This is a genomic window from Burkholderia sp. MSMB2157WGS (genome assembly GCF_001532755.1).
GTDB lineage: Bacteria > Pseudomonadota > Gammaproteobacteria > Burkholderiales > Burkholderiaceae > Burkholderia.
Genome location: NZ_LPJG01000048.1, coordinates 38,834 through 61,617 on the forward strand (window position 1 = coordinate 38,834; position 22,784 = coordinate 61,617).

Below are 22,784 nucleotides of genomic sequence, written 5' to 3' on the forward strand. Positions count from 1 at the left end.
TCCCGCTCGCGCGCCGATGCTTCTTCAAGCCTTCCTGCCTTCAGACGATCGCGATCCAGTTCGCGCCGTGGCCGCCCGGCACGCGCGCGTGCAGCGACAGCGTGCCGTCGTCCGGCGCGATCGCATACACCGCCACGTGTTCCGACCGTTCGCCGCAGGCGACGAGCCAGCGTCCCGACGGATCGATCGCGAACCCGCGCGGCTGGGTTTCGGTGGCCGTCGCGTGCGTCGGCTCGAACGACCCGTCTTCGTGGCGGCGATAGCCGAGCAACCGGCTCGACGTGCGCTCGCTGACGTACGCGAAACGCATGTCGGGCGTCAGGTGCAGATCGGCGGCCCACACGGACGGCTCGGCGGGGGCGGGCGGACGCGCATGGCCTTGCGCGAGGTCGGCGACGGCCGGGTGGCGCGCACTCACGCGTGCGTCGCCGAGCCGGCCGGTGTCGGTGTCGCGGGCGAAGGTCGCGAGCGTGCCCTGGAATTCGCTGACGACGACCAGCGTGCGGCCGTCATCCGCGAACCGCAGGTGACGCGGACCGAAGCCGGCCGGCACGCGCGTTTCGCCGTGTTCGACCGCGCGCAGGCCGGCAGCGTCCTCGACGAGCGCGAAGCCGAACACGCGGTCCGAGCCGAGCGAGCTGACGTACGCGAAACGGTCGTCCGGCGACACGATCACCGCGTGCGCGTTCGCGATGCCGCCCGCGACTTGCAGCGGCGCGCCGTCGCCGTCGCGCACGCGTGCCGCATCGTAGACGCTCAGCGAATTTCCGCCGTACGATGCGCCGAGCAGCCAGCGGCCGCTGCGGTCGAGCGACAGGTACGCATGGCTCGCGTCGATCGCGGTCGTGCCGATGCGCGCGAGCGTGCCCGTGGCGGCGACGCGGAACGCGACGATCGTCGGCTGCTCGCCGCGCGTCGCGACGTAGAGCCGCGTGCGGTCGGCCTGCACGGCGATCGGCATCGCGACGTCGGCGGCCGGATAGCGGGCGAGCGGCGCGAGCGTGCCGTCGCCGGCGAGGGAGAACGTGGCGAGGTCGCCGTCGGCGGCATTCGAGACGACGACGGTCAGGCGGTCAGTGTTCGGCATGGCGGAGCATCGGGGCGTGCGTGAGGGAATCGTCGGCCGGCCGGCCGCGCGGCGGATCGCTGCGTCGCTGCGTGCGCGCGAACAGCGCGGCGACCGCGGCGACGAGCGAAGCGATCGCGAGCGCATACAGCCCGCCCGTGATCGAACCCGTATGTTGCTTCAGATAGCCGAAGGCCGTCGGCGCGACGAAGCCGCCGAGGTTGCCGACCGAGTTGATCAGCGCGATCACGGCCGCGGCCACGCGCGTGTCGAGATAGCCCTGCGGGATCGGCCAGAACAGCGACGCCGCCGCCTTGAAGCCGAGCGCGGCGAAGCAGATCGACGCGAACGACCACACCGGATCGGGCGACGTCGACGCGAACAGCCCGCACGCGGCGAGCACGAGCGCGAACGCGAGCCAGCGCTGCGGATGCTTCCACTTCGACGACAGCACCGCGAAGCCGTACATCGCGCCGATCGCGATCATCCACGGAATCGTGTTGTACAGGCCGACCTGGAAATCGGTGAGGCCACCCATCTTGCGGATGATGGTCGGCAACCAGAACGTGGCCGCGTAGATCGTCAGCTGGATCGAGAAGTACAGGAAGCAGAACAGCACGATCTGCGGATCGCGCAGCAGCGTGGTGGCGCGCACCGGCACGTTCGAGCGGACGTCGCGCGTGGCGCGCTCGTCGTCGAGCGCGTTCTGGAGCGCCGTGCGTTCCGCGGGCGTGAGCCACGTCGCGTCGCGGATATGCGATTTCAGCAGCAGCCAGCTCGCGCCGCACAGTGCAACCGAGAACAGCCCCTCGATCAGGAACATCCATTGCCAGCCTTCGAGGCCGAAGCCGCGGATCGACAGCAGCGCGCCGGTGACGGGCCCCGACAGCACCGACGCGAACGCGGAGCCGCCGAGGAAGATCGCCATCGCCTTGCCGCGCTCCTGCGGCGGCAGCCATTGCGACAGGTACAGCACGACGCCGGGGAAGAAGCCGGCCTCGGCCGCGCCGAGCAAAAAGCGCAGCACGTAGAACGACGTGTCGTTCCACACGAACGCCATCGCGGCCGCGACGATGCCCCACGTCGCCATGATCCGCGCCAGCCATACGCGCGCGCCGTAGCGCTGCATCAGCAGGTTCGACGGCACTTCGAACAGCGCATAGCCGACGAAGAACAGCCCGGCGCCGAGCCCGTACGCGGCCGCGCCGATGCCGATCGATGCTTCGAGATGGCGATCGACGAAGCCGACGTTCACGCGGTCGATGTAGTTCGCGACGAACATGATCAGCACGAGCGGCAGCACGTGCCACTTCACTTTCGAGACGGCGGACGCGAGCGGATCGCGGCCGGGCAGGGCGGACGAGGGCGGGTTCAACGGTGTCTCCGGTCGGGCGGCGGACGGGGCGGTAGCCCCGTGTCGGCGTCTGGGTGGCGGTTTGTGTAGTACGTCGTCGTATGACATGGTACGCCGGAGTGTCGGGGCTGGCGTCGCGGGTTTACCCGGAAATTTTCCCGATAATGGCAAAATTTCCGACTAGAGATGTTCCGCCGCTAACGTCTGATGACGTATGACATAGAGCCGGTTACCGGCGCGACGAGCGAAGCCTTCGCGGGAGGTCGTCCCCGCATATGAAGGGCAGAAGCACGGCGCGAGCGCGTTCAACGACGCGCAGGCGACTCGCGAGCCGTTTGCAGCGGAGGGCGGCTACGTTCCATCGACGGATGCGCTCGCGGTTGCGGCAAAATACGTCGCGTGCGAACCCGGCGACGGGCGCGACGCTCGCCGCGAACCGCGGCGATTTCATGCCTTGACGACGGAGCAACGGATCATGCAGGACAACCAGTACGCGCGGCATGTGTTCGCGTTCAACGGCGACGCGGACGGCCTGTGCGCGCTTCAGCAGTTGCGGCTCGCGCAACGCGTGCAGGGCACGCTCGTGACCGGCGTGAAGCGCGACATCAGTCTGCTCGAGCGTATCGACGCGGGCGCAGGCGACCTCGTCACCGTGCTCGACGTGTCGCACGACCAGAACCGCGACGCGTGCGCGCGGCTGCTGCGCGACGGCGCGACGGTCCGTTACTTCGATCATCACTTTGCGGGCGAACTGCCGGACCACCCGCGCTTCGACGCGCATATCGACACGGCAGCCGACGTCTGCACCAGCGCGATCGTGAACCGCCATCTCGGCGGCCGGTACGCGCGCTGGGCGATCGTCGCGGCATTCGGCGACGAGCTGCCGGCGCTCGGCGATGCGCTGGCGCGCGAGCACGGCGTCGACGAAGCCGAGCGTTGCGTGCTCGCGGAGCTCGGCCGCTATCTGAACTACAACGCATACGGCGAGTGCGTCGGCGATCTGCATTTCGATCCGGCGGCGCTCGCGGACGCGATGCTGCCGTGCATCGATCCGCTCGATTTCGTGCGCGAGACGGCCGTGTTCGCCGCGCTGCGCGACGGTTACCGCGACGACATGGCGCGCGCATGCGCGCTCGCGCCGGTGCGCGAGGTGCCGGGCGCGACGCTCGTGCGGATGCCCGATCTCCCGTGGGCGCGGCGCGCGACCGGCATGCTCGCGAACGAGCGGATGCGCAATGCGCCGCATGCGGCGCTCGCGGTGCTGTCGCCGCGCGCGGACGGCGGTCTCGTCGTCAGCGTACGCGTGCCCGACGGCCGGCCGATCGGCGCGGACGAGTTCTGCCGCGGCTTCTCGACCGGCGGCGGGCGCAAGCGCGCGGGCGGCATCAACCATCTGCCGGAAGCCGAGTTCGATGCGTTTGCCGAGCGCTTCGAGGCCGCGTTCCGGCTCGATTGACGCGACCCATCGTGACGACCCGCTCGGTCGGTCGCACCGGCGGTACGGTCGGTCCGTCGGGCGGCCGCAGCGCGGTGCGATGCGTTCGGCGTTGCACCAGCCGTGCGGATGCGCGGTGTGCGAGAAACCGCTCGACGCACCGCAGCCGCGGAAACATGCCGTGCGTGCCGCCTTCCGGCAGTGCGACTTCCATCGAATCGAAGCCGATCGTGCGGCCGCACGTGGTGTCGGCGTGACGCGCCGGCGGTGACGGCCGGCGTCGACACCGTGCGGCGCAGCCGCGACAATACGCGTCTCTTTTTGCTTTCGCCATCGAGGTGCCTGCCCGTGCTCGCCCAGCCGTCCGTTGCCCCCGCGATCGTCTGGTTCCGCGACGATCTGCGCATGACCGATCAGCCCGCGCTGACGCGCGCGGTCGGATCCGGCCGGCCGCTCGTCTGCGTCTTCGTCGACGACACGGGAGCCGGCGCCGGGCCTGCGCTCGGCGGTGCGGCGCGCTGGTGGCTGCACGGGTCGCTGGCAGCGCTCGACGCCGCGCTCGCGCGGCAGGGCGGGCGCGTGCTGCTGTTGCGCGGCGATGCGCCGCGCGAGATCGAGCGCGTCGTCGGCGACACGGGCGCGGCGGCCGTGTACTGGAACCGCCGCTATGCGCAGCCGCAGCGTGACGCCGACGCGGCGCTGAAGGCGTCGCTCAAGGCGCGCGGCGTGACGGTGGAGAGCAGCAACGGTAGCCTGCTGAACGAGCCGTGGGAGGTGCTGACGGGCAGCGGCGGCCCGTATCAGGTGTTTACCGCGTACTGGCGCGCGGCGCGGCGCGATCGCACGGTCGCCGCGCCGCTGCCGGCACCCGGGCGGATCGCGTTTCATCCGTGGCCGAAGGCCCTGCGCGATCGCGCGCTGGCGCTCGACGCACTCACGTTGCGTCCGCATGCGCCGGACTGGGCCGGCGGCCTGCGCGATGCGTGGCCGGCGCCCGACGAGGCCGGCGCGCACGCGCAACTCGACACGTTCGTGACGACCGCGCTCGCCGGCTATGCGGACGCGCGCGACCGGCCCGATCGCCCGGCGACGAGCCGGCTGTCGCCGTTCCTGCGCTTCGGCAACGTGTCGCCGCGGCAGGTGTGGCATGCGGTGCAAGGCGCCGCGAGTGCGGGCGGCGCGGCGTATGCGGCGCACGCCGACAAATTCCTGAGCGAGCTCGGCTGGCGCGAATTCAGCTACATGCTGCTGTATCACTTCCCGGCGCTCGCGACCGACAACTTCCGCGCGCAATTCGATGCGATGCCGTGGCGCGCCGATCCTGCGGCGTTACGTGCATGGCAACGCGGGCGGACCGGCTACCCGCTCGTCGATGCGGGCCTGCGCGAGCTGTGGACGACCGGCTGGATGCACAACCGCGTGCGGATGGTCGTCGCGTCGTTCCTCGTCAAGCATCTGCTGATCGATTGGCGCGCGGGCGAAGCATGGTTCCGCGACACGCTGGTCGACGCCGATCCCGCGAACAATGCGGCGAGCTGGCAGTGGGTGGCCGGCTGCGGCGCCGACGCCGCGCCGTATTTCCGCATCTTCAATCCGGTCGCGCAGGGGCAAAAGTTCGACCCGGACGGCGCGTACGTGCGGCGCTGGGTGCCCGAGCTTGCCGGCCTCGACGATGCGTCGATCCATGCGCCCTGGGAAGCGTCGCCGCTGGCGCTCGAGGCGGCCGGTGTACGGCTCGGCGTCGACTACCCGGCGCCGCTCGTCGAGCACGCGGCCGCGCGCGCCCGGGCGCTCGATGCGCTGGCGGCCTTGCCGAAGCGCCGCTGATCGCCCGCCCCGGTTTGTCGCCTCAATTGCAGAACGCGACGTGCTCGAGCAGCGCGTACGCGACGCCCGCATCGAAGTAGGCCGCGCCGCACCACGCGACGAACGCGAGCGTGCCGGCCGCCAGTGCCGCGCGGATCATGCCCACGCCGCGCGGCCCGATGCCGGGCGCGCGACGCGCGCGTCGTCGATCGGCAGGTGCAGCAACGCCGCGAGCACGCCGAGCGCGATCGAACCGATCCACATCGGCAGGTACGAATGCGTCGCGTCGTACACGATCGCACCGAGCCACACGCCGAAGAAGCTGCCGAGCTGGTGCCCGAAGAACACGAAGCCGAACAGCGTCGCGATGTAGCGCACGCCGAACACCTGCGAGATCACGCCGTTCGTCAGCGGCACCGTGCCGAGCCACGTGAACCCCATCACGGCCGCGAACCCGTAGACGCTCGCGGGCGACAGCGGCGCGGCGACGAACGCGGTCATCGCGAATGCACGCACGAGGTACAGCACCGACAGCACGTACTTGCGCCGCAGCAGCCCGCCCAGCTGCCCGCACGCGTAGGTGCCGGCCACGTTGGTCAGCGCGATCAGCGCGAGCGCGACACTTGCGTGGCGCGCCGGCAGGCCGTGGTCGAGCAGGTAGGCGGGCAGGTGCGTCGCGATGAACGCGAGCTGGAAGCCGCATGCGAAGAAGCCCGCGTTCAGCAGCCAGAAGCCGCGATGCGCGAACGCCTCGCGCACGGCCTCGCCGATCGACTGGTCGGGGCCGGCTGCGGCGCCGGCCGCCTGAGCGGGCCGGTCGCGCAGCAGCACGGCGAGCGGTGCGAGCAGCGCGGCGGCGAGCGCCAGCGCGACGAACGCGTGCCGCCAGCCGATCCCGCCGATCAGTTCCTGCGCGACGGGCACCATGCAGAACTGGCCGAGCCCGCCGATCGCGCCGGCGATACCGAGCGCCCAGCCGCGCCGGTCGGGCGGGAACAGGCGGCTCAGCGCGCCGTAGATCGACGCGAACGCCGAGCCCGACAGCGCGACGCCGATCACGAGCCCGGCGCCGACCGTGAACAGGCCGGTCGACGCAGCCTGCGCCATCGTGACGAGCCCGGCCGCGTACAGCAGCATGCCGGCGACGATCACGCGCACCGAGCCGAAGCGGTCGGCCACCATCCCGGTGAACGGCTGCGCGACGCCCCAGATCAGGTTCTGCAGCGCCAGCGCGAGCCCGAACGCTTCGCGCGACCAGCCGTGGTCGAGCGAGACGGGCGCGAGGAACAGGCCCTGCACGTGGCGGATGCCGAGCGCGGCGCCCATGATCAGACCGCCTGCCAGCACGGGCAGCCAGCGACGCCGGACTTCCTGTTCGATCGGGGTCATGCGTGTCTCCGGATGAAGGCGCGCGGCGAAACGGCCGCGCTCGATCCCGATTAGACGAGCGGGGCGGCCGCCGCTCAAGCGATCATTCGGTCAGGTTGGCATGCGCAACAGGAATGCGAAGCGGGCGGCCGTCGTCTGCGCTCGCGCGCATCCGCACCGCCGGCTCAAGCCGACGTCGTATCGTGCGAGTGCATCGCCGCGTCGCATTCGGCCGCTTCGGCGAGTATCCAGTCGCGCACGTCGGCGACTTCGCGGCGCGGGGCCGGATCGTGCTGGAACAGCCAGTAGCCGTACGTTTCCGATCGCGTCCGCGTGTGCGGCCCGAGCACCGCGAGCCGGCCGTCGGCGAGCATCGGCGCGACGAGCGCGAGCCGGCCGAGCGCGATGCCCTGGCCCGCGATCGCGGCCTGGATCACCTGGTCGTACTGGTTGAAGCGCAACACGCCTTTCGGGCGCGCGTCGCCGAGCCCCGCCGCGTGCAGGTGCGCGTGCCACTGCAGTTGCGGCTGCGGCGGCCCGTCGAATTCGAGCAGCACGTGATCGGCGATCGCCGCCGCGCTCGCGACCGGCCGCGCGGCGAGCGCGGGATGCGCGACCGGCACGACGATCTCGTCGAACAGGCGCAGCGCACCGGCCGGCGCACGGTCGCGCGGGCAGTAGCGGATGCCGAGGTCGATGCCTTCGGCGCGCAAATCGAGTACCTTGTCGTTCGCGGCGACGCGCAGGTCGATCGCGGGCAGCCGCGCCTGCAACCGTCCTAGCCGCGGCAGCAGCCAGAGCGCGGTCACGCCGATGCTGGCGGTGATCGTCACGGGCTGGCGCTCGCGCACGGCGGCGAGCGACGCGACGGTGTCCTGCAGGCTGTGCAGCGCCGCATCGGCGACGCGGAACAGCCGCTCGCCTTCCGGCGTGAACGCGATCTTCCGGTAGCCACGCTGCAGCAAGGTCACGCCGAGATGCGCTTCGAGCGCATGGACCTGACGGCTGACCGCCGACTGCGTGACGCACAGGTCCTGCGCGGCGAGCGTGATGCTCATGCGGCGGCCGACGGCGACGAAACCGCGGACGAGATCGAGCGACGGGAGACGGACGAGTGGCGTTGACATGCGTGCGGCTCATGCGAACGGAGCAGCAAGATTGGTTGAGAACGCGGCACGCGTCAAGTTCAATGGAGGCGGGTCGATCGCGGAAGCGGGGCCGAGCAAGCGCCGAGGCGGCGACCCGGACCGACCCGGAAGCATGGGATTCCAGTAAGCGCCGAAGCGCTAACGAGGGCGACCGCCCCGTACGAGAACCCGGTAAGCGCTGCAGCGCCAACTGGGGCGACCGCGATGCAGGGGGGCCAGGTAAGCGCTCAAGCGCCAACTCGGACCGACAGGAGACACGATGACGATTTCGAACGAGGAAAGCGGTGCGGCGCCAGGCGGTCGCGCGGCAGGTGCATTGCCGCCCGAGCCCGTGACGCTGCGCGCGGCCGACGGCTACCCGTTGCGCGGCCATGTCTGGCGCCATCGCGGCGGCGGCGTGCGGCCCGTGACGGTCGTCAATTGCGCGACGTCGGTGCGCTGCGACTACTACTTCCGTTTCGCGGCCTGGCTGTTCGCGCAGGGGCGCGACGTGCTCGTCTACGACTATCGCGGCATCGGCGGGTCGCGCCCGGCGCAGCTCGCGAAGCTGCGCGCGACCTGGCTCGACTGGGGGCGGCTCGATTGCGAGGCCGCGCTGCATTACGCGCGCGACGCGTTTGCGGGCCAGCCGCTCGATGTGGTCGCGCACAGCATCGGCGGCTGCGTGCTCGGCCTCGCGGCATCGAACGTGCACGTGCGGCACGTGGTGACCGTCGGCGCGCAGTATGCGTACTGGCGCGATTACCTGCCCGCCGAGCGGCGCTGCATGTGGTGGAAGTGGCATGTCGCGATGCCCGCGCTCGCGGCCGTGTTCGGCTACGTGCCCGCGAAGCGGCTCGGCTGGATGGAGGACACGCCGCGCGGGGTCGCGCTGTCGTGGGCGCGTTCGCGGCCGCGCTTCGAGGATGGCTACATCGGCAGCGTGCTCGACGACGGCGCGGCGAGTCGCGCCGCGTTGCCGGCGCGCTTCGCGGGGCTGTCGGCGCCGATGCTCGCGATCGGCCTCGACGACGACGCGTTCGGCACGGTCGACGCGATCGAGCGGCTGGTCGGCTATTACACGGGCAGCAACGTCACGCATTTGCGGATCGCGCCGGCCGACGTCGGCGTCGCGGCGATCGGCCATTTCGCGTTTTTCCACAGCCGCTTCACCGACACGCTGTGGCCCGTCGCGTCGTACTGGCTGCAACACGGCGTGCTGCCGGCCGAAGCGCCGGGCGCCGTGCATGCGCTCCATCCGGCGTCGCGCGGACGGCTGACGGGCAGCGGCGCGCCGGGCAGGGCCGCGAACGGATGACCCGGCGTATACGACGAACGCAACCCGCTGTCCCCGTTTGCTTTTCGATCCGGCGCCAGCGGCCGCAGGCCGGCGCGATCGATTAACATCGGACGTTTCGTTTTACGGCACAGCTGGCTGCCGCGCGCCGATGTCCATTCCGTCCAATTCCGTTTCTCCCGTTGCAACGCCGCGCGCGTGGCGCGTGCATGCGCTCGACGTGCCGCCCACTGCGACGCGCGCCGGCGTGCGGGTCGCACGCGTCGATTTCGACTGGCGCGTGCCGCTCGCGTCGCCCGCGTATGCGGCGCTGAGCGACGACGAGCGCGCACGCGCCGCGCGCTTCCTGCGGCACGAGGATGCGGTACGCAGTGCGGCGACGCGCGCCGCGCTGCGCGACGTGCTCGGCGCGGCGCTCGGCATCGCCGCGCATGCGGTCGAGATCGTCGTCGACGCATCGGGGCGGCCGTCGCTGGACCGCGTGCATCGCGCGTCGCTCGACTTCAACGTGTCACACGCCGGCGACCATGCGCTGATCGCGTGGGCGCCGGCGGGCCGCGTCGGCGTCGATATCGAGGGCTGCAACCGCGCGGCCGACTGGCGCGCGCTGACGCGCGAAGTGTGCGCCCCCGCGGAGGTCGCGTATCTCGACGGCCTGCCGCCCGGCGCGCGCGAGCGCGAATTCATGCGCGTGTGGTCCGCGAAGGAGGCGCTGCTCAAGGCGCTCGGTACCGGCATCGTCGGCGGGCTGCGCGCGTTCGCGGTCGTGCCGCCGCGCGACGCCACGACGCCCGCGACGACGATCGTCGAGCCGGCCGCGCCCGCCGCCGGCGTCGCGGCGTTCGACGCGGCGTGGCTCGACGCGGCGCCCGGCTACGCGGCGTGCGTCGCGTGGACGCGCGCGTAGGCCGGTGTCGACGCGCGGCGCTTACTCGAGCGGCGCGTCGTTCGGCGCCGCATAGCGCGCCTTGATCGCGTCGCTCATCGGGAAGTCGAACGCCAGCCCCTTCGGCGGCACCGGCTTCATGAACCATTTGTCGTACAGCGCGTTGACCTCGCCGCTTTTCATCAACTGCACGAGCACGCCGTCGACGAGCGCCTTGAACTGCGGATCGTCCTTGCGCAGCATGAACCCGTAGGCTTCCGACGATTGCGGCGTGCCGACGATCTGCCAGTCGGCCGGTTTCGCGGCGAGCTGGCGCACGCCCGCGAGCAGCACGTCGTCCATCATGTACGCGGCCGCGCGGCCCGATTCGAGCGTGAGGCGTCCTTCGCCGTAGTCCTTTGCGCTGATGATCTGCATGTTCATCTTCTTTTCCTCGTTCATCTTGCGCAGCAGGCGTTCGGACGTCGTGCCCTGGTTCGTCACGACCGTCTTGCCGGCGAGATCGGGGAAGTCGCGGATGCCCGAGTTCGTGCGCGTGAGCAGGCGCGTCGTCGCGACGAAGAAGGTGGTCGAGAACGCGACCTGCGCATGGCGCGCGGCGAGATTGGTCGTCACGCCGCATTCGAGATCGACGGTGCCGTTCTGCACGAGCGGAATGCGGTTCTGCGACGTGACCGGAATGAAGCGCACCTGCAGGTCGGGCTTGCCGGTGCGCGCCTTCACCGCGGCGATCACGCGATCGCACAGGTCCTGCGAGAAGCCGATGACCTTGCCGCCCGCATCGACATACGAGAACGGCACCGACGTTTCGCGATGACCGATCGAAATCAGGTTGGCCTGCCGGACTTTCTCGAGCGTGCCGGACGGCGGCTCGGCAGCGAAGGGCGCGCCGCATGCGAGCGCGCACGCGGCGACGAGCAGGGAGCGGCCGACGCGGGCGGCGAATCGTGACGGGAAGGGCATGGCGGTCTCCGGAGCGAATGGTGATTCGTATGTTGCCAAAGACAAAATAATTGCAACATATGTTAATGCCCGGTCCTGACGGGCCAGTCCGGCGGGGCTGCGGGGCATCAGGGAAACTCCCGAGTCGAAATCGGCGAAAAACGGGTTGTCTAGACAAGTTGACGTGGCTACACTTCAATCCATTCCGAACTTGTCTAGACAGGATTGCTCACATGATTACGTTGACCCCCGGCCACCTGACCCTCCCGCAACTGCGCCGGATCGCTCGCGAATCCGTGCAACTGAAGCTCGACCCGGCGAGCTTCGCGAAGATCGACGCGGGCGCGAAGGCCGTCGCCGACATCGCCGCGAAGGGCGAGCCGGCCTACGGCATCAACACGGGTTTCGGCCGCCTGGCGAGCACCCACATCCCGCACGACCAGCTCGAACTGCTGCAGAAGAACCTGGTGCTGTCGCACGCGGTCGGCGTCGGCGAGCCGATGGCGCGCTCGTCGGTGCGCCTGCTGATGGCGCTGAAGCTGTCGAGTCTCGGCCGCGGCCACTCGGGCATCCGCCGTGAAGTGATGGATGCGCTGATCACGCTGTTCAACGCCGACGTGCTGCCGCTGATTCCGGTGAAGGGCTCGGTCGGCGCATCGGGCGACCTCGCGCCGCTCGCGCACATGTCGGCCGTGCTGCTCGGCGTCGGCGAAGTGTTCATCCGCGGCGAGCGGGCGAGCGCGCTCGAGGGCTTGCGCGTCGCGGGCCTCGCGCCGCTGACGCTGCAGGCGAAGGAAGGCCTCGCGCTCCTGAACGGCACGCAGGCGTCGACGGCGCTCGCGCTCGACAACATGTTCGCGATCGAGGACCTGTACCGCACCGCGCTCGTCGCGGGCGCGCTGTCGGTCGACGCGGCAGCGGGCTCGGTGAAGCCGTTCGACGCGCGCATCCACGAACTGCGCGGCCATCGAGGCCAGATCGACGCGGCCGCGTCGTACCGCGAACTGCTCGAAGGCTCGCCGATCAACCAGTCGCACCGCGACTGCGACAAGGTGCAGGATCCGTACAGCCTGCGCTGCCAGCCGCAGGTGATGGGCGCGTGCCTGGACCAGATGCGCCATGCGGCCGACGTGCTGCTGGTCGAAGCGAACGCCGTGTCGGACAACCCGCTGATCTTCCCGGATACCGGCGAAGTGCTGTCGGGCGGCAACTTCCACGCCGAGCCCGTCGCGTTCGCGGCCGACAACCTCGCGCTCGCCGCGGCGGAAATCGGTGCGCTGGCCGAGCGCCGCATCGCGCTGCTGATCGATGCGACGCTGTCGGGCCTGCCCCCGTTCCTCGTGAAGGACGGCGGCGTGAACTCCGGCTTCATGATCGCGCACGTGACGGCGGCCGCTCTCGCGTCGGAAAACAAGACGCTCGCGCATCCGGCGTCGGTCGATTCGCTGCCGACTTCCGCGAACCAGGAAGACCACGTGTCGATGGCGACGTTCGCCGCGCGCAAGCTCGCCGACATCGCGGACAACACGAAGCACATCCTCGCGATCGAACTGCTGGCCGCCGCCCAGGGCGTCGACCTGCGCGCGCCGTACCACACGAGCCCGAAGCTCGCGCCGGTGATGGAAATCATCCGCAGCAAGGTCGCGCACTACGAGCTCGACCACTACTTCGCGCCGGACATCGCGGTGATCGCGAAGCTCGTCGGCGAGCGCGCGTTCGCGAAGGTCGCGCCGTTCTCGTTCGCATCGGAACAGTAAGCCGATGAGCGCGCCGGTCTACCAGGAGATCAAGGACTTCATCCTGGCCCGCATCCACGCCGGCGAGTGGGAGGAGGGCGACCAAGTGCCGTCCGAGAACGAGCTGGCGCGCGAGTTCAAGGTGGCGCGCATGACCGTCAACCGCGCGTTGCGCGAGTTGACGGCCGAGCAGGTGCTCACGCGGATGAAGGGCGCCGGCACCTACGTCGCGCGGCCGAAGTACGAGTCGACGCTGGTGGCGATCCGCAGCATCTCCGAGGAAGTCGGCGCGCGCGGGCATGCGTATCGCGCGAGCGTGCTCGGGCTCGACACGATCCGCGCCGACGAGGCGCTCGCCGACGAGATGCAGGTGGCCGTGCGCACGAAGCTGTTTCATTCGCAGGTGCTGCACTTCGAGAACGACGAGCCGGTGCAGCTCGAAGAACGATGGGTGAATCCGGCGGTCGCGCCGGATTACGCCGCGCAGGATTTCACGAACACGACGCCGAACCTGTACCTGATGCGCGCGGCGCCGCTGCAGCGCGTCGAGTACCGGATCGAAGCGGCGGCCCCGACGCCGGAGCGGCGCGAGCAGCTGCGGATGGACGACGTCGAGCCGTGTCTGGTTTTACATCGGCGCACCTGGTCGCAGGGCGTCGTCGCCTCGGTGGCGAATCTGTGGCATCCCGGCAGCCGTTATCGCTTCACCGGGCATTTCTGATTCCTTGTTGATATTCATTTTCCTTCGGGAGCAGTCGTCATGAACCATCCGAAACACATCGATCCCCGCCTCGATCCGACGCGCACGATCCGCGCGCCGCGCGGCAGCGAGAAAACCTGCAAGACCTGGCTGGCCGAAGCGGCCTACCGGATGATCCAGAACAACCTCGATCCGGAAGTCGCCGAGCATCCGCACGCGCTCGTCGTGTACGGCGGCATCGGCCGCGCGGCGCGCAACTGGGAGTGCTACGACCAGATCCTCGCGTCGCTGAAGGATCTCGAGGAAAACGAAACGCTGCTGATCCAGTCGGGCAAGCCGGTCGGCGTGTTCCGCACGCACAAGGATGCGCCGCGCGTGCTGCTCGCGAACTCGAACCTGGTGCCGCACTGGGCGAACTGGGATCACTTCCACGAGCTCGATCGCAAGGGCCTGATGATGTACGGCCAGATGACGGCCGGCAGCTGGATCTATATCGGCAGCCAGGGCATCGTGCAGGGCACCTACGAAACCTTCTTCTCGGTCGCGAACCAGCACTTCAACGGCGATCCGTCGGGCCGCTGGATCCTGACGGGCGGCCTGGGCGGGATGGGCGGCGCGCAACCGCTCGCCGCGACGATGGCCGGCTTCTCGATGATCGCGGTCGAGTGCGACGAGACGCGTATCGACTTCCGCCTGAAGACGCGCTACGTCGACAAGAAGGCGACGACGCTCGACGAAGCGCTCGGCATGATCGACGAAGCGAAGCGCACCGGCAAGCCGGTGTCGGTCGGCCTGCTCGGCAACGCAGCCGACGTGTTCGCGGAACTCGTCGCGCGCGGCATCACGCCGGACTGCGTGACCGACCAGACGAGCGCGCACGACCCGATCAACGGCTACCTGCCGCAAGGCTGGACCGTCGCGCAATGGCGCGAGGCGCAGAAGGTCGATCCGCAAAGCATCGTGAAGGTCGCGAAGCAGTCGATGGCCGTGCAGGTCCGCGCGATGCTGGCGCTGCAGGAACGCGGTGCCGCGACGCTCGACTATGGCAACAACATCCGCCAGATGGCGCTGGAAATGGGCGTCGAGAACGCGTTCGACTTCCCGGGCTTCGTGCCGGCGTACATCCGCCCGCTGTTCTGCGAAGGCAAGGGCCCGTTCCGCTGGGTCGCGCTGTCGGGCGATCCGGAAGACATCTACAAGACCGACCAGAAGGTGAAGGAGCTGATCCCCGACGATCCGCACCTGCACAACTGGCTCGACATGGCGCGCGAGCGCATCGCGTTCCAGGGCCTGCCGGCACGGATCTGCTGGGTCGGCGTGAAGGATCGCTATCGCCTCGGCCAGGCGTTCAACGAGATGGTGAAGAACGGCGAACTGAAGGCCCCGATCGTGATCGGTCGCGACCACCTCGACACCGGTTCGGTCGCGAGCCCGAACCGCGAGACGGAATCGATGAAGGACGGGTCGGACGCCGTCAGCGACTGGCCGCTGCTCAACGCACTGCTGAACACGGCAGGCGGCGCGTCGTGGGTGTCGCTGCACCATGGCGGCGGCGTCGGCATGGGCTTCTCGCAGCACTCGGGCGTCGTGATCGTCGCCGACGGGACGGCCGACGCGCACGAGCGTCTCGGTCGCGTGCTGCTGAACGACCCGGCAACCGGCGTGATGCGCCATGCGGATGCCGGCTACGAACTCGCGCAGCAGACGGCTCGCGAAGCCGGCCTGAAGCTGCCGATGCTCGGTCGTTGAGCATGGCGGCGCTGGATCAGGCGCCGGTGACCGCAACGATGATCCGCGCAGCGGATCTCGTTGCGTCGCCGTGGAAGAACGGCGGCGGCGTGACGCGCGAGATCGGCGCGTTCCCCGTGGGCGCCGCGCTCGATGCGTTCGCATGGCGCGTAAGCGTCGCGGACGTCGGCACGGCCGGGCCGTTCTCGCGTTTCGACGGCGTCGACCGCACGCTCGTGCTGCTGTCCGGCGCGGGCATGACGCTCGCCGAAGCGGGCGGCACGCGGCACGTGCTCGACGCACCGCTGGCCCGCGCGGATTTCGCGGGCGAGACGGCGATCGACGCGACGCTGCACGACGGCGCGACGCGCGACTTCAACCTGATGACGCGCCGTTCGGCCGCGCGCGGGTCGGTCGACGTGTGGCCCGAGGGCATGCACCGCATCGAGCGCGCTGATACCGTACTGCTGTTCTGCGCGACGGGTGCGGTCGACGTCGAGATCGACGGCGCGCACCACGCACTGCAGGAAATGGACACGTTGCGGCTCGACGGGCCGCGGCGTGCGTTTGACGTCGTCGTGAGCGGAAGCGGCGCGCTGCTCGCCGTCTCGCTCACCGTCGGCGAACGAGACTGAACGCATGAAACCGACTGTCTGGCATCACCTGAGGCTGTGTCCGCATGGCCATCCCGACGAGACGATCGACGACGCGGCGATCGCCGTCGACGAAACCGGCGCGATCGCGTGGCTCGGCGCGTTGTCCGCGCTGCCGCACGGCTATGCGCATTGGCGGCGCGAAGACCTGCACGGCGCGTGGGTGACGCCGGGCCTCGTCGACTGCCATACGCACCTCGTGTATGGCGGCACGCGTGCGGACGAGTTCGCGCAGCGCCTCGCCGGCGTCAGCTACGAGGAAATCGCCCGGCAGGGCGGCGGGATCGTGTCGACGGTGCGCGCGACGCGCGCGGCCGACGAGACGACGCTGTTCGTGCAGGCCGCCGCCCGCCTGCAGCCGCTGCTCGCCGAAGGCGTGACCGCGATCGAGATCAAGTCGGGCTACGGGCTCGACCTCGCGAGCGAGCGCAAGATGCTGCGCGTCGCGCGCCAGCTCGGCGAGCGCTTCCCGGTCACGGTCTACACGACCTTTCTCGGCGCGCACGCGCTGCCGCCCGAATATGCGGGGCGCGCGGACGCGTACATCGACGAAGTATGCGACCGGATGTTGCCGACGCTAGCGGACGAAGGGCTCGTCGACGCGGTCGACGTGTTCTGCGAACGCATCGGCTTTTCGCTCGCGCAGACCGAGCGCGTGTTCGAGGCCGCGACGCGGCGCGGGCTGCCGGTGAAGCTGCATGCTGAGCAACTGTCGAATGCGGGCGGGACGGCGCTCGCCGCGCGTTACCGCGCGCTGTCCGCCGACCACCTCGAATTTCTCGACGAAGCCGGTGTCGAGGCGATGAAGGCGGCCGGCACGGTCGCCGTGCTGCTGCCCGGCGCGTACTACTTCATCCGCGAAACGCAACTGCCGCCGCTCGAGCTGTTGCGCAAGCACGGCGTGCCGATCGCACTCGCGACCGACCACAACCCCGGCACGTCGCCGCTCGAATCGCTGCTGCTGACGCTGAACATGGGCTGCACGCTGTTCCGCATGACGGTGCCCGAGGTGCTGCAGGGCGTCACGCGCCACGCGGCCGCGGCGCTGGGCCGCGCGGATCGCCACGGCGCGCTCGAAGTCGGTCGTCAGGCCGATTTCGCCGTCTGGTCGGTCGGCTCGCTGGCCGAGCTCGCGTACTGGATCGGCCGGCCGCTGTGCGAGCAGGTCGTACGCGGCGGCACGACCGTGTTTCGCCGGATGAACGGATAAGTTTCGCGACGGCTCGGGCCGGGTCGTGACGGCCCGGTCCGGCCGACGTTTTGCATGGGACCGGACCCGGCGCACCACGGCGCCCTCCGGTCGATCGCCGCGAGGCGGGCGCTGGGCGCGACGCGCGCGCCTGCCGGCCGCGGCACCGGGCCGGACGAGACGCTGACGCGCTCGAGCCGGTCGATGAGGACTCGCCATGACCGATACCCTGTTGTTCGCGGACCATGCCTACCTGCCCGATGGCTGGCGCCGCAACGTGCTGTTGCGCTGGGACGCAACCGGCACGCTGACCGACGTGACGCCCGACGCCGACGCGCCGGCAGGTGTCGCGCGCGCGGCCGGACCGGTGCTGCCCGGCATGCCGAACCTGCATTCGCACGCGTTCCAGCGCGCGATGGCCGGGCTCACCGAATACCGCGCGAATCCCGCCGACAGCTTCTGGAGCTGGCGCGACCTGATGTACCGCTTCGCACTGAAGATCACGCCCGACGCGCTCGCGGCGATTGCGCGCTGGCTGTATGTCGAGATGCTCAAGTGCGGCTACACGTCGGTGTGCGAATTCCACTACGTGCATCATGCGCAGGACGGCTCGCGCTATCCGCGGATCGCGGAGCTCGGCACGCGCGTGGTCGATGCGGCACGCGCGGCCGGCATCGGCATCACGATGCTGCCCGTGTCGTACCAGTTCGCCGGCTTCGGCAACAAGCCGCCGCGCGACGACCAGCGCCGCTTCATCAACACGCCCGACGGCGTGCTCGAACTGCTCGACGCGATGCGTCGCGCGGCGCCCGAACACGGTGGGCTGCGCTACGGCGTCGCGCCGCATTCGCTGCGCGCGGTGTCCGAGAACGGGCTGCGCGTGCTGCTCGAAGGGCTGCCCGACGATGCGCCGGTGCATATCCACATCGCCGAGCAGACGGCCGAAGTCGACGACTGCGTCCGCGCCTACGGTGCACGCCCCGTACAATGGCTGCTTGATCGCTTCGACGTCGATGCGCGCTGGTGCCTCGTGCACGCGACGCACGTCGACGCGGCCGAGACGGCGGCGCTCGCGAAGCGTCGCGCGGTCGCGGGCCTGTGCCTGACGACCGAAGCGAACCTCGGCGACGGCGTGTTCCCGGCGGTCGACTATCTCGCGCAGGGCGGCGTGATCGGCGTCGGCTCGGACAGCCACGCGTCGGTCGAGTGGCGCTCGGAGCTGCGCCTGCTCGAATACGGGCAGCGGCTCGTGCACCGCGCGCGCAACGTGCTGGCGAGCGAGTCGCAGGCGCACGTCGCCGATCGCCTGTTCGATGCGTCGCTCGCGGGCGGCGCGCAGGCGAGCGGGCGACGCGTCGGTGCGCTGCGCGCAGGCTGTCGCGCCGACTGGCTCGTGCTCGATCCCGATCATCCGGCGATCGCCGAGCACGACAGCGCGGCATGGCTGTCGGGCGTCGTGTTCGCCGAGCACGGCGAGACGCCGGTGCTCGACGTCTACACGGGCGGCGAGCGCGTCGTGAGCGGCCGCCGCCATCGCGACGAAGCCGCCGCGTATGCCGACTACCGCGCCGCGCTGGCGCAACTGCTGCGCTGATGCGCGGCAACCGGCGCACGCCGCATGCGTGCGCCGGCAGACTCTTACACGGTGATGCGACATGACTGAACAACCGGCTGTATTCACGCTGAAGCAGGGCACGCTGCCGCTGCTGATCTCGATTCCGCACGCAGGCACGTACATCCCCGACGACATCGCCGCGACGATGACGCCCGACGCGCGTTTCGTCGACGATTGCGACTGGCATCTCGAGCGGCTGTACGGCTTCGCGGCCGATCTCGGCGCATCGATCCTCGTGCCGTCGCACGCGCGTTACGTCGTCGACCTGAACCGTCCGCCCGACAACGAGAACCTGTATCCGGGGCAAGACACGACGGGGCTCGTGCCGGTCGATACGTTCGACAAGGCGCCGCTGTATCCGGCGAACGCGCTGCCCGGCAACGACGAGATCATGCGTCGCCGCGATCGCTACTGGCTGCCGTATCACGACGCGCTGCAACGCGAGATCGCGCGCCTGAAGGGCGAACACGGCCGCGTGCTCGTGTGGGAAGCGCATTCGATCCGCTCGCACGTGCCGCGTTTCTTCGACGGCCGCCTGCCGGACTTCAACTTCGGCACGTCGAGCGGCGCGAGCGCGGCGCCCGGCCTCGCGGAGGCGCTGGCCGCGCGCGTGCTCGCGCACGGCGGCTATACGGCCGTCGCGAACGGGCGCTTCAAGGGCGGTTACATCACGCGTCACTATGGCGTGCCCGATACCGGCGTCGAGGCCGTGCAGCTCGAACTGTCGCAGATCACCTACATGGAAGAGACGCGTCCGTACACGTACGACGAAGCGCGTGCCGCGCGGATCGTGCCGCTGCTGCAGACGCTCGTCGAAACCGCACGCGCACATCGTTGAGCACGGGCCGCCTGCATGCGGCGGCGCGGCGCGACCGTGCGTCCCGCCCCGTCGACACGTAGCAGGCAAGCCGGTGCAATGCACAAAACGGCATCGATCCGCGCGGTCGATGCCGTTTTTTTTCGTCTGACCGATGGCGTCATCGGCACCTGAAAATTTGACGCAATTTTTAAGTGATATAAGCTGAATGTCAGGAAGTCGTCACGCGCGTACCGGCGGCGAGGCCATCGACGATGGCCGGACTGCGCCGGAATGCGCGCAAGACATCTTGCTCACGTGCCGCCACGCGGCATTGCGACACGTGTCCTGCCTTCATCAGTCAGTCGAGTACGATCGTGAAAGCCGCCAGCCCTTCGATACGCCGGACGCGAAGTCCGTCGGCGGGCGCGCCGCCTCAGGCCGGGCCGAACCGGCATGCTGATCGCGGCACGCGCGCCGCCCCGTTACGCGAGCCTCGCTTCTTCGCCATTTCCGATCGCGGCCCGCGCCGCTTCAATCTCGTGACCGCGCACGTGTTCAGCGCGGTGCAGTGCGACGGCAGCGCATCGTTGTTGCCCTAGCGTCCCGTTCCGCTTCCGTCCCGGCCCGCACCGCCTGTTGCCGCAGTTTCCGCGCGGCAGGCTCGCGTATGCGCTTGCGAATGCGCGTGCGTTTCGCGATGGCGCGCGCGTGCGGGGCACCCGCGAACCTGCATCGTTGTGCGCGCAAGCGTGTCGCGCGCCATCACCGGAGAGACGCCGATGCGTGCGCGACCGATCGTAGCCGTTACCGCCGACCGCATCCTGCGCGGTGCGCATCCGAACCATGCGGCGGGCGAGAAGTACCTCGCCGCCGTCGTCGACGGCGCCGGCGCGCTGGCGTTCGTGCTGCCCGCGCTCGGCGCGCGGCAGCCGGCCGACGCGATCGTCGCGGCCGTCGACGGGCTGCTGTTGACCGGCAGCTATTCGAACGTCGAGCCGCATCATTACGGCGGCGCCGCGAGCGCGTCCGACACGCTGCACGATCCGGCGCGCGATGCGACCGCGTTGCCGCTGATCCGCGCGGCGATCGACGCGGGCGTGCCCGTGCTCGCGATCTGTCGCGGCATGCAGGAGCTGAACGTCGCGTATGGCGGCACGCTGCATCAGCGGCTGCATGCGACGACCGGCTTCGACGACCATCGCGAACGGCCGGACGATCCGCTCGAACGGCAGTACGGTCCCGCGCACGTCGTGCAGTTCGCCCCCGGCGGCCTGCTGCAGCGGATCGCGCGCGGCGCGCACGAGGCGACGGTCAATTCGCTGCACGACCAGGGTATCGCGCGCCTGGGCGCGGGGCTCGCGATCGAGGCGAGCGCGCCCGACGGACTGGTCGAGGCCGTCAGCGTGCGCGGCGCGCGCGCGTTCGCGCTGGGCGTGCAGTGGCATCCCGAGTGGCGCTACGCGGAGCAGTCGCTGTCGCGCGACATCTTCGCGGCATTCGGCTCGGCGTGCCGCGCGCACATGACGCACCGTATTCATGCGGCCGGCGGCGCGACGCCGGCCGCATCCGACATCGACTGAACGAGGCCGATCATGCAAGCCGAACTGAGCGAATTCCTGCGACAGCACCGTATCACCGAAGTCGAAGCGATCATTCCCGACATGGCCGGCATCGCGCGCGGCAAGATCATTCCGCGCAACAAATTCGAATCCGGCGAATCGATGCGCCTGCCGCAGGCCGTGATGGTGCAGACCGTCACCGGCGACTATCCGGAGGACGGCACGCTGACCGGCGTGACCGATCCCGACATGGTGTGCGTGCCCGATCCGTCGACGATCTGCCTGATCCCGTGGGCGGTCGATCCGACCGCGCAGGTGATCCACGATTGCGTGCATTTCGACGGCTCGCCGGTCGAGATCTCGCCGCGCTACGTGCTGCGCCGTGTGCTCGACCTGTACGAGGCGAAGGGCTGGAAGCCCGTGGTTGCGCCCGAGCTGGAGTTCTATCTGGTCGACATGAACGCCGATCCCGACCTGCCGCTGCGTCCGCCGGTCGGTCGTACGGGGCGGGCGGAAACGGGCCGCCAGTCGTATTCGATCGAGGCCGTCAACGAGTTCGATCCGCTGTTCGAGGACATCTACGAGTACTGCGAAATGCAGGGCCTCGATATCGAGACGCTGATTCACGAAGTCGGCGCCGCGCAGATGGAGATCAACTTCATGCACGGCGACGCGCTGTCGCTGGCCGACCAGGTGTTCCTGTTCAAGCGCACGGTGCGCGAGGCCGCGCTGCGTCACAACATGTACGCGACGTTCATGGCCAAGCCGATGGAAAACGAGCCGGGTTCCGCGATGCACATTCATCAGAGCCTTGCGGATCTGCGCACCGGGCGCAATCTGTTCGCCGACGAAAACGGCGCCGTGTCGCCGCTGTTCCACAGCTATCTGGCGGGGCTGCAGAAGTACACGCCGGCGCTGATGCCGATCTTCGCGCCGTACATCAATTCGTACCGCCGCCTGTCGCGCTTCATGGCCGCGCCGATCAACGTGCAGTGGGGCTACGACAACCGTACGGTCGGGTTCCGGATCCCGCAGTCGACGCCGGTCGCGCGGCGCATCGAGAACCGGATTCCGGGCGTCGACTGCAACCCGTACCTCGCGTTCGCGGCGACGCTCGCCGCCGGCTATCTCGGCATGATGCAGCAGCTCGCACCGACCGAGCCGATCGCATCGGACGGCTACGACCTGCCGTACCAGCTGCCGCGCAATCTCGAGGAAGGCATCTCGCTGATGGCCGCGTGCGAGCCGCTCGCCGGCATTCTCGGCGACAAGTTCGTGAAGGCGTACCTGGCGTTGAAGGAAACCGAATACGAAGCGTTCTTCCGCGTGATCAGCTCGTGGGAACGCAGGCATCTGCTGCTGCACGTGTGAGCGTGCGGCGCTGTTTGACGGAGAAGACATGACCGATCGAAACGAAGCTATTTCGCCGCGCTCGACCGCCGATTTTCGCGCGCTCGACGCCGCGCACCACATCCACCCGTTCTCGGACATGGGCGCGCTCAACCGCGCGGGCAGCCGCGTGAT

18 protein-coding genes are annotated in these 22,784 nt (G+C 69.7%); 13 read left to right on the forward strand and 5 right to left on the reverse strand.

Going from position 1 to position 22,784, the window contains the following annotated elements; genetic code table 11:
• Nucleotides 1-40 precede the first annotated feature (40 nt).
• Entirely contained in the window at nucleotides 41-1,087 is a 1,047-nt protein-coding gene (locus WT53_RS28670; protein ID WP_060262442.1) for a beta-propeller fold lactonase family protein, read from the reverse strand.
• Complete coding sequence (locus WT53_RS28675; protein ID WP_060262444.1) at nucleotides 1,074-2,441, reverse strand: MFS transporter; 1,368 nt, start codon at nucleotides 2,439-2,441, stop codon at nucleotides 1,074-1,076. Before WT53_RS28675 ends, WT53_RS28670 begins: the two co-directional genes overlap by 14 nt.
• A gap of 454 nt (nucleotides 2,442-2,895) precedes the next feature.
• Here WT53_RS28675 and WT53_RS28680 point away from each other — a divergent pair, with 454 nt between their 5' ends.
• Together WT53_RS28680 and WT53_RS28685 are read left to right on the forward strand one after the other, a co-directional pair.
• Complete coding sequence (locus tag WT53_RS28680; protein WP_060262466.1) at nucleotides 2,896-3,876, forward strand: hypothetical protein; 981 nt, start codon at nucleotides 2,896-2,898, stop codon at nucleotides 3,874-3,876.
• A gap of 327 nt (nucleotides 3,877-4,203) precedes the next feature.
• Nucleotides 4,204-5,682, forward strand: a complete 1,479-nt coding sequence (locus WT53_RS28685) for a deoxyribodipyrimidine photo-lyase (RefSeq protein ID WP_179949057.1) — start codon at nucleotides 4,204-4,206, stop codon at nucleotides 5,680-5,682.
• A 135-nt stretch (nucleotides 5,683-5,817) separates the two neighbouring features.
• On the opposite strand, the gene WT53_RS28695 is transcribed toward WT53_RS28685, so the two are convergent.
• On the reverse strand, nucleotides 5,818-7,050 hold the full coding sequence (locus WT53_RS28695) for an MFS transporter (RefSeq protein ID WP_060262448.1): 1,233 nt from the start codon (nucleotides 7,048-7,050) through the stop codon (nucleotides 5,818-5,820).
• 164 nt (nucleotides 7,051-7,214) lie between these two features.
• Nucleotides 7,215-8,156 carry a LysR substrate-binding domain-containing protein gene (locus tag WT53_RS28700; RefSeq protein WP_059826982.1) on the reverse strand — a complete coding sequence of 314 codons (942 nt, stop codon included), beginning with the start codon at nucleotides 8,154-8,156 and terminating at the stop codon, nucleotides 7,215-7,217.
• A 280-nt stretch (nucleotides 8,157-8,436) separates the two neighbouring features.
• Here WT53_RS28700 and WT53_RS28705 point away from each other — a divergent pair, with 280 nt between their 5' ends.
• Both WT53_RS28705 and WT53_RS28710 read left to right on the forward strand, forming a co-directional pair.
• The gene (locus WT53_RS28705) at nucleotides 8,437-9,474 is read left to right on the forward strand and encodes an alpha/beta fold hydrolase (protein WP_060262449.1); all 1,038 of its coding nucleotides are present in this window, start codon (nucleotides 8,437-8,439) and stop codon (nucleotides 9,472-9,474) included.
• Nucleotides 9,475-9,604: 130 nt separating this feature from the next.
• Nucleotides 9,605-10,360 (forward strand): 4'-phosphopantetheinyl transferase superfamily protein, encoded by a 756-nt coding sequence (locus WT53_RS28710; protein ID WP_060262451.1) that lies wholly within the window; start codon nucleotides 9,605-9,607, stop codon nucleotides 10,358-10,360.
• Between the two features lie 21 nt (nucleotides 10,361-10,381).
• On the opposite strand, the gene WT53_RS28715 is transcribed toward WT53_RS28710, so the two are convergent.
• A complete protein-coding gene (locus tag WT53_RS28715; protein WP_060262452.1) occupies nucleotides 10,382-11,302 on the reverse strand; it encodes a glutamate/aspartate ABC transporter substrate-binding protein in 921 nt (306 codons plus the stop codon).
• A 212-nt stretch (nucleotides 11,303-11,514) separates the two neighbouring features.
• On the opposite strand from WT53_RS28715, the gene hutH reads away from it, so the two are divergent.
• From hutH to WT53_RS28760, 9 genes are all read left to right on the forward strand, one after another.
• A complete protein-coding gene (gene hutH, locus WT53_RS28720) occupies nucleotides 11,515-13,038 on the forward strand; it encodes a histidine ammonia-lyase (protein WP_059782096.1) in 1,524 nt (507 codons plus the stop codon).
• A 4-nt stretch (nucleotides 13,039-13,042) separates the two neighbouring features.
• Complete coding sequence (gene hutC, locus WT53_RS28725) at nucleotides 13,043-13,738, forward strand: histidine utilization repressor (protein ID WP_060262455.1); 696 nt, start codon at nucleotides 13,043-13,045, stop codon at nucleotides 13,736-13,738.
• Between the two features lie 39 nt (nucleotides 13,739-13,777).
• On the forward strand, nucleotides 13,778-15,466 hold the full coding sequence (hutU, locus tag WT53_RS28730) for a urocanate hydratase (protein ID WP_059578320.1): 1,689 nt from the start codon (nucleotides 13,778-13,780) through the stop codon (nucleotides 15,464-15,466).
• 2 nt (nucleotides 15,467-15,468) lie between these two features.
• The gene (locus WT53_RS28735; RefSeq protein WP_060262457.1) at nucleotides 15,469-16,080 is read left to right on the forward strand and encodes a HutD family protein; all 612 of its coding nucleotides are present in this window, start codon (nucleotides 15,469-15,471) and stop codon (nucleotides 16,078-16,080) included.
• Nucleotides 16,081-16,084: 4 nt separating this feature from the next.
• Nucleotides 16,085-17,308, forward strand: coding sequence for an imidazolonepropionase (gene hutI / locus WT53_RS28740; RefSeq protein ID WP_060262459.1), 1,224 nt, complete (start codon nucleotides 16,085-16,087; stop codon nucleotides 17,306-17,308).
• A 196-nt stretch (nucleotides 17,309-17,504) separates the two neighbouring features.
• A complete protein-coding gene (locus WT53_RS28745) occupies nucleotides 17,505-18,881 on the forward strand; it encodes a formimidoylglutamate deiminase (RefSeq protein ID WP_034207785.1) in 1,377 nt (458 codons plus the stop codon).
• Between the two features lie 61 nt (nucleotides 18,882-18,942).
• A complete protein-coding gene (hutG, locus tag WT53_RS28750) occupies nucleotides 18,943-19,740 on the forward strand; it encodes an N-formylglutamate deformylase (RefSeq protein ID WP_034207784.1) in 798 nt (265 codons plus the stop codon).
• A gap of 740 nt (nucleotides 19,741-20,480) precedes the next feature.
• Nucleotides 20,481-21,281 (forward strand): gamma-glutamyl-gamma-aminobutyrate hydrolase family protein, encoded by an 801-nt coding sequence (locus WT53_RS28755; protein ID WP_060262461.1) that lies wholly within the window; start codon nucleotides 20,481-20,483, stop codon nucleotides 21,279-21,281.
• Nucleotides 21,282-21,293: 12 nt separating this feature from the next.
• Nucleotides 21,294-22,631 carry a glutamine synthetase family protein gene (locus tag WT53_RS28760; protein ID WP_059826970.1) on the forward strand — a complete coding sequence of 446 codons (1,338 nt, stop codon included), beginning with the start codon at nucleotides 21,294-21,296 and terminating at the stop codon, nucleotides 22,629-22,631.
• The last annotated feature ends 153 nt before the right edge of the window (nucleotides 22,632-22,784 follow it).

Bases quoted from the DNA above. Each gene is read 5' to 3' on its own strand.
- WT53_RS28670 (WP_060262442.1), bottom strand. From the start codon at position 1,087: ATGCCGAACACTGACCGCCTGACCGTCGTCGTCTCGAATGCCGCCGAC.
- hutU (WP_059578320.1), top strand. From the start codon at position 13,778: ATGAACCATCCGAAACACATCGATCCCCGCCTCGATCCGACGCGCACG.
- WT53_RS28760 (WP_059826970.1), top strand. From the start codon at position 21,294: ATGCAAGCCGAACTGAGCGAATTCCTGCGACAGCACCGTATCACCGAA.
- WT53_RS28755 (WP_060262461.1), top strand. From the start codon at position 20,481: ATGCGTGCGCGACCGATCGTAGCCGTTACCGCCGACCGCATCCTGCGC.
- WT53_RS28745 (WP_034207785.1), top strand. From the start codon at position 17,505: ATGACCGATACCCTGTTGTTCGCGGACCATGCCTACCTGCCCGATGGC.
- WT53_RS28680 (WP_060262466.1), top strand. From the start codon at position 2,896: ATGCAGGACAACCAGTACGCGCGGCATGTGTTCGCGTTCAACGGCGAC.
- WT53_RS28715 (WP_060262452.1), bottom strand. From the start codon at position 11,302: ATGCCCTTCCCGTCACGATTCGCCGCCCGCGTCGGCCGCTCCCTGCTC.
- WT53_RS28700 (WP_059826982.1), bottom strand. From the start codon at position 8,156: ATGTCAACGCCACTCGTCCGTCTCCCGTCGCTCGATCTCGTCCGCGGT.
- WT53_RS28705 (WP_060262449.1), top strand. From the start codon at position 8,437: ATGACGATTTCGAACGAGGAAAGCGGTGCGGCGCCAGGCGGTCGCGCG.
- WT53_RS28735 (WP_060262457.1), top strand. From the start codon at position 15,469: ATGGCGGCGCTGGATCAGGCGCCGGTGACCGCAACGATGATCCGCGCA.
- hutI (WP_060262459.1), top strand. From the start codon at position 16,085: ATGAAACCGACTGTCTGGCATCACCTGAGGCTGTGTCCGCATGGCCAT.
- hutH (WP_059782096.1), top strand. From the start codon at position 11,515: ATGATTACGTTGACCCCCGGCCACCTGACCCTCCCGCAACTGCGCCGG.
- hutG (WP_034207784.1), top strand. From the start codon at position 18,943: ATGACTGAACAACCGGCTGTATTCACGCTGAAGCAGGGCACGCTGCCG.
- hutC (WP_060262455.1), top strand. From the start codon at position 13,043: ATGAGCGCGCCGGTCTACCAGGAGATCAAGGACTTCATCCTGGCCCGC.
- WT53_RS28710 (WP_060262451.1), top strand. From the start codon at position 9,605: ATGTCCATTCCGTCCAATTCCGTTTCTCCCGTTGCAACGCCGCGCGCG.
- WT53_RS28695 (WP_060262448.1), bottom strand. From the start codon at position 7,050: ATGACCCCGATCGAACAGGAAGTCCGGCGTCGCTGGCTGCCCGTGCTG.